At 68.7% G+C, this 6,304-nt stretch carries 6 protein-coding genes; 2 read left to right on the top strand and 4 right to left on the bottom strand.

Annotated elements, in window-relative coordinates:
- Positions 1 to 152 precede the first annotated feature (152 nt).
- On the top strand, positions 153 to 500 hold the full coding sequence (locus U9983_RS25990; protein WP_322756533.1) for a hypothetical protein: 348 nt from the start codon (positions 153 to 155) through the stop codon (positions 498 to 500).
- A 207-nt stretch (positions 501 to 707) separates the two neighbouring features.
- Here U9983_RS25990 and U9983_RS25985 read toward each other — a convergent pair whose 3' ends face one another.
- The 3 genes from U9983_RS25985 to U9983_RS28175 form a co-directional block, all read right to left on the bottom strand.
- Positions 708 to 1,403: an NADPH-dependent F420 reductase gene (locus U9983_RS25985; RefSeq protein ID WP_322756532.1), complete on the bottom strand. Its 696-nt coding sequence runs from the start codon at positions 1,401 to 1,403 to the stop codon at positions 708 to 710.
- 295 nt (positions 1,404 to 1,698) lie between these two features.
- A complete protein-coding gene (locus tag U9983_RS25980; RefSeq protein WP_322756531.1) occupies positions 1,699 to 2,226 on the bottom strand; it encodes a carboxypeptidase-like regulatory domain-containing protein in 528 nt (175 codons plus the stop codon).
- Positions 2,227 to 2,883: 657 nt separating this feature from the next.
- Complete coding sequence (locus U9983_RS28175) at positions 2,884 to 3,222, bottom strand: helix-turn-helix domain-containing protein (protein WP_416211550.1); 339 nt, start codon at positions 3,220 to 3,222, stop codon at positions 2,884 to 2,886.
- Between U9983_RS28175 and U9983_RS25975 the strand changes: the two genes are divergently transcribed.
- Positions 3,217 to 6,000 carry an AAA family ATPase gene (locus U9983_RS25975; protein ID WP_322756530.1) on the top strand — a complete coding sequence of 928 codons (2,784 nt, stop codon included), beginning with the start codon at positions 3,217 to 3,219 and terminating at the stop codon, positions 5,998 to 6,000. The two genes, U9983_RS28175 and U9983_RS25975, sit on opposite strands and share 6 nt — an antisense overlap.
- A gap of 59 nt (positions 6,001 to 6,059) precedes the next feature.
- Here U9983_RS25975 and U9983_RS25970 read toward each other — a convergent pair whose 3' ends face one another.
- Entirely contained in the window at positions 6,060 to 6,281 is a 222-nt protein-coding gene (locus tag U9983_RS25970; protein ID WP_322756529.1) for a hypothetical protein, read from the bottom strand.
- Between the last annotated feature and the right edge of the window lie 23 nt (positions 6,282 to 6,304).

Here is a 6,304-nt window from a genome sequence, read left to right as displayed (position 1 = left end):
TAGCCTTGAACTGCGTGTTCGCGGACGTATCGCGCGAGGACAGGATTCAAGTTGAGTCCCCTCTGGGACACTCGTCTCCAGACGACCTGTGCGCTTCGCGCCAAGTCGTCTCGTTTATGCCTGTCCGGGGGCCGAGCCCCCGGACCCCCACGGTGCGTTCGTGCCGCGCGAACCTCGGCCTTGTCGGCTGGGTCGGCGTCGTGCAGCGCCGCGAGCAGGCCGTCGAGGCCGTCGACAAGATCTTTGATCTGCTGTCGGGTGAGTCGGCGCCGCGACTCCCCAGCCGGCGCTGCCCGTCCGAGGGCAACCAGTGCCGCCGCGCGTTCGACCTGCACTTGGCCGATCCAGCCCACTCAGGCGTCGCCGTCCACGGGCTCGGCCTGGTCGCCCTCGGCATCGCGCTCTCCACCCGCCCGGTGCCCGTGGCCTCGCCCGCGACACCGGCGGCCCGGGAGCACCGCAGCGAATCGCCGGCGACCGCCCGCACCGTCCGGCTGTAGGGGACCGGCCCGGACCGGCTCACCGCCGCGATTCAACCTCCGACGACGAGCCGGTCCCGCGGCTCAGTCGAGCCGACAGCAAATCTCTGACACCGCCCGGATCTGTGCGGTGAGGGTGGGCGTCAGGTGAGCTGTGACGCCGTCGACGAAAAGGATCTGGCCAGGGTCAGCGGTCGCCTCCGGCCGGAACTCGGTGCACGGCTCACGTCAGCTGCCTACCTCGGCGTAACGGCGGGCGGCGGCCAGCGCGGCCCGGATCGCGGCGGCGCCGACCGGGACCCCCGCATCGCCGGCGGCCCCTTTCGGTCCGAAGAAGATGCCGGCGTAGGCGGCGGTGTCGCGCTGGAAACGCCATCCCTCAGCGAGCGGACCAGCATCGACGGCGTCGAAGCCAAGCGCGTCGAGAAAGGCGGTCACGGTGGCCTTCGCCGCCGGGTCGTCGCCGGCGATCGGCAGGGCCGAGCGGTCGGGCGCCCCGGCCGGCCTGGGCAGCGACAACAGATGTTTGAAGTAGATGTTGTTGAACGTCTTGACCACCCGCGAGCCGGGCAGGTGGCGCTGAAGAAGTTCGCTGGTGGTGGTCGATTCGTCATCCAGCTCCAGAATTTGGCCATCGCGTGCCGGATAGTAGTTGTTGGTGTCGATGACGACCTTTCCGGCGAGCGGCTCGACAGGCACGCTGCGATACGCTGCCAGCGGAATTGTCACGACCACCAGGTCACCCGCGTCAGCCGCTTCGCTCGGGGTTACGGCGCGGGCGCGCGGGCCCAGCTCGTCCACGAGTTCGTTCAACGTCTCGGGCCCACGAGAATTGCTCAATACCACGTCGTAGCCGGCCCCGACGGCCAACCTGGCCACCGTACCGCCGATGTTACCGCTGCCGATCAGCCCAACAGTTGTCATGTCGCGTAGCAACCGTCGACCGGTTGCCACCATTCCTGCGGGCGGTCAGCCAGCACCGTCAGGACACCGAGATAGGACGCCGGCCCGGCCCCGCGACTGCCCGCCGTGGTTGTGGGACTGACGCCGGTCCTGCCGTTCCCCTGCCCGCACCTGCTCCCGCGGCCGCCCCACCATTGTGTCACTCACGGCATATCCCCACTCTCGGGGAGTTACACCGTTATTTCTACAGGCCCCCTACACGACGGGTAGTTCACCTCGATCCACGACACCCAAAATCAAGATTTTCAGGGGTCTCCTAGCAGAGGCCTCGTATGTCAGCCCCGGGGGTGATCGGGCCTTCGACGAAATCCACTTCGTTCGTCCCGGGCACGGTGATCATGTTGTCGTCCTGAGCTCGTCCGACGATGGCGAATCCCGCGTTGAGATCGCAGGTATCGCCCGCCGTCACCTGGTACAGGCCCGCCGGGAGCTGGATGCGGTATCGCCCGCCGTCGTCCGTCACGGTATGGGCCTCTCTCTCGTCGTTGGCGTTCACGAGCCATCCGAACCGGACATAAGCCTTCGGGTAGGGCTTGCCAGAATCGCCGCGCACGATCCGCCCAAAAATTGTGCTGTAGGCGCCGCCACCACCGGTCGCGCTGCCGCCACCACCGGTCGCGCTGCCGCCACCACCGGTCGCGCTGCCGCCACCACCGGTCGCGCTGCCGCCACCACCGGTCGCGCTGCCGCCACCACCGGTCGCGTACCCACCGCCTCCGCCGTCGGACGGCGCGCAGGCTGCTAATACCAGCACCAGGATCAAGACGATGGGTATGCGCTTCATGACGTCCCCCCGATATCCGATTGTGACCGCGCTCCCGCCACCGTTTTGACGGGCGCGGTGCCCTCCCGCACCGATACCACCGACAGTCGCAATCCACAATGGGTCTCGTGATTGCCCCCAAGCCGCCTGCTCGCGTCGGGACGAACTCACGGTCCCTTCCCGCTGGCAGGCGATAATTGCGGGTCCACGCACCGTGACAGGCGATTTGCTACCCGAACATGATGGCATAGTTTCCACTGTCCGTGTAGTCGTGCCCGCCGCCTGCCGGGCAGCGCCCAGTACTCGCGTTTCCAGCGAAGAACAGGCCTTGACACCTGTGGCAGCAACGCCAGTCAGCCTGAGCCATATCGGTACCTCCGCGCTGTGAGCTCTTTCCGGTGCGAGATTATAGGCACGCTGCGACCCACCTCACCCTGGGGAAATCGCGGGGGTCGGGCGATCCTGGTGGTTTCCCCGGGCCCAGTCCGGTCCGGTGCCGGTCGGTGGTTTCTGCGAGCGGCGCCCGGTGACCGCGACGGAAGTGCCGCGGCCACCGGGCGGCGTCCGGGGGTTCGTCGGACGCCGCCCGGTCAAGCAGCCGGACGAGGTCAGTCCAGCTTGAGAAGGGGGCGGGCGGCCGGATCTGTCTCAACGCGTAGGTCACCCTCTTCGTGATCGTTACTGGTTCGACGAAAGTTGATGACGACATGCATCGGGGTCGCCCTTCCGAAAGAGCGGCATAGTCGAACAGCGGTTCTCCGCCATCGAGCCCCCGGTAGATCCACCGGTCTGTTCCAGCGAACTCCGGTGCTCGCGTGCCGCCGAGTCGTCAGTGGATGTGCAGGGGCGCGGCGAGGTGGTGCGTGAGCGCAGAACAAGCTTGCGGTAGGCGTTGCCCAGGTAGTGCTCGATGATGCGGACGCTCAGCACGAGCTTGCGGGCGACCTGTCGGTTGGACAGACCGTCGGCGGCGAGACGGGCGACGCTGAGGTCCGGCGACGGGCTACTATCGTGAATTGCCTACCGGCGGGCACGGGGGAGAACATGGACCACCTGGTCGGGAGGGACTCGGAGCTGGCGTTCCTCGCCGCTCGGCTGGCTGAGGCGCGCGCTGGCCGTCTCCAGGTAGTGTTGCTCGAGGGCAACCAAGGTGTCGGGAAGACGGCGCTCCTTCGCCGTTTCCTTACGGATCTGGACGAGGCAGAGACTCTGGTCGCCAGCGGCGACGAGCTCGAGCAGTCGGTGCCTTTTGGCGTGTTGACTCAACTGCTGGGCGGGATTCGCGCCGAGCGCCTTCCGGCTGAGCTGAGCGTTGCCACCTTGTCCGGGACGGCGGCACCCGCGCCTGTCCAGATCGGCGCCGGCCTGGTCAGCCTTGCCGGTGAGCTGACGGCCGGCCACACGGCCCTGGTGTTAGCCATCGACGACGCGACCTGCGCGGATGTGTCATCGCAGCAAGCGCTCGCGTTCGCGTTGCGCCGGCTGCGCCACGACCCAGTCCTGGTCGTGCTTGTCGCTCAAACGGACGGACAGGGCGTCTTCTCCGACGGGCTTCGCCGGCTGTTGACGGAGTTCGGCAGCCGGCTACGGCTGGCCGGGCTGACCGTCGATGATCTGCAGCGGCTCGCCGTGGCCCAGTACGCGACCCCGATCTCCGGGCGCGCGGTGCAACTGCTGCATGAGGTCACGGATGGCAACCCAATGCACGCCCGAGCGCTGTTGGAGGAGCTTTCTCCCGACGAACTACAACGCGAGGCCGGTCCGTTTCCGGCGCCCCGGTCGTTTCGACTCATGGTGCTGGGGCGGCTGGCCAACTGCCCCAGCGAGACTCAGCGTCTTGTCGTCGCGGCCGCGGTCCTCGGCCGCAGCTGCCGCGTCGAGGACGCTGCGCGCCTCGCCGGTGTGACCGATCCGCTTGCCGCTCTGGGGCCGGCGGTGAAGGCCGGCCTGCTCGTGGAGCACCGCCGCCCCTTCGACGCGGGGGTTGCCTTCGTTCACCCACTGATGAGGTCCGCCGTCTACCACGACCTCGGCCTGGACGATCGATGTGCGCTGCATGCCCGGGCGGCGCAGCTTGCCGACGACCCGGCAACGGCACTGACGCACCGCATCGAAGCATCACCGTTCACCAACGACGATCTTGCCGCCGAGGTCGCGCAGGCGGCTGGACAGGACGCCGCCCAACACCGCTGGGCGCAGGCTGGCGACCGGCTGCTGACCGCGGCCCGGCTCACCAGTGACCGGCGCCTACGGGAGCACTGGTTCACCTACGCCGTCGACATGATGCTGCATGCGGGCGAGGTCGCCCGCGCCGCCGACCACCTCGCCACCGTGCCCCCGCTTCACGATCGCGCGCGCCACCACTACCTACAGGGCCGGCTCGCGATGGTGCGCGGCGACTTCGTCGCCAGCGACGTCTCGTTGCGACAGGTGTGGGCGCAACTGGCACTCGCTCCCGATCCTCCATTGGCACGTGCCGTCGCGGAGGCGCTGACGATACGCGTCGACTACGGTTTCTACGACATAGCCGCCGAATGGGCCACCCGGGCGAACCAGGTGGCGCCGCTGGACGCTGACCAGCCCACAGCCCTGCCGTTTCTGACGATCATGGTTTACCTCTCCGCGGGTTGGCGGCAGCAAGCCCGGGCGGTCTTCGATGAGGTGACCGCGCGGGACGGAGGTGCCACCGAATCCGGCGGTGCGACCGACGCGGACGGCCTCGTCGTTGGCGCCTTCCTGAGGTCCTGCGACGACCTGCCGGCCGCTCGCGACGCGTTCAGCGCCGCCGCGGCCTTCCACCGGCGCCACGACACCGCCGCACCCATGGGTCTGACAGCTCTATACCTGCAGTCCCTGGTCGAATATCAAATGGGTGAGTGGGACGAGGCGACCACCCACGCCAGCCTGGCCACATCGCTCGCCGCCGACAGCGGGCAGGTCTGGATGACGGCCTCCCCCCACGCCGCCATGATCTACCCGCTGGCAGCCCGAGGAGCACCGGACATCTCCGCCCACCTCGCCCGCGCGGCACGGGCCCAGCGCGATCACACGGGCCAGGCGGAACTGATCCGCATGGCGCGAGCCCGCGTTGCGCATGCGGCCGGCGATCATGGTGGTGTCGTCACGGCGCTGTCCTGGTTCGCGGGCCGACCCGCGTCCGATCCGATCGAACCATCCGACCTGCCATGGCGCGTCCTCTACGCGGAAGCGCTGGCTCACCTCGGCCGGACCGATGCGGCAGAGACCGTGCTCGTACCCTTTGAGGAGGCAGCCGCGGAGCGCTCGCGGCGTTCAGCACAGCTGGGCGCTGTCCGGGCCCGGGCGGCGCTCGAACTGGCCCGCGGCCACATGGACATCGCCGCGGCCACCTTCCGTCAGGGAGCCGCGCTCGGCCGGGATCTGCCCATGCCTTTCGAGATCGCTCTACTCGATCTTGCTCACGGATCGTTCCTGCGCCGGCGGGCCGACGGGCAGGCCGAGGCGGTCGGCGTGCTTCGAGCGGCCGGCGACACGTTCGCGAGGCTCGGCGCGGCACCCTATCTGGCCCGCTGCGAACGCGAACTGGCCGCGTGCGGGCCATCCGAGACACGCAGACCCCCATCCACCTGGGCGGGACTGCTCACGCCGCAAGAGCTCAGCGTCGCCCGCCTCGCCGCCGACGGCTTGTCCAACCGACAGATCGCGACAGAGCTCGTGCTGAGCGTCCGCACGATCGAGTACCACCTGGGCAACGTGTACCGCAAGCTCGGTCTGCGCTCACGCGCGCACCTTGCCGCCACCCGACACGGCCGCTGACGAGTCGGCGCCATGCCAAAACCGTTCTGAGGGGGCCCCGGTGCAGCAATGCACCGGGGCTACCCGACGAGCAGTGGTTCGGCGTCCTGACCCGCCGGCTGCTGCGCCGCGGCGACTTCACCTCCCGCGAGGACCTCGACGCCCAGATCACCGCGTTCACGATCCTCCACAACAAGACGGCCCAGCCCTACCAGTGGAGCTACGACGCCGACGCCGAACACGCCCGATACCTCGAACGCCACCCCAGCCCGACCAGCCTCACTCAGGCCGCCTGACGTCACATAACGTCACCGGACACCAGAAA

Origin of the sequence: Protofrankia sp. Cas3 (genome assembly GCF_963555955.1) — a bacterium.
Lineage (GTDB): Bacteria > Actinomycetota > Actinomycetes > Frankiales > Frankiaceae > Protofrankia.
The sequence above is the reverse complement of the archived record's forward strand: the minus strand, read 5'-3'. Positions and strand labels throughout refer to the sequence as shown.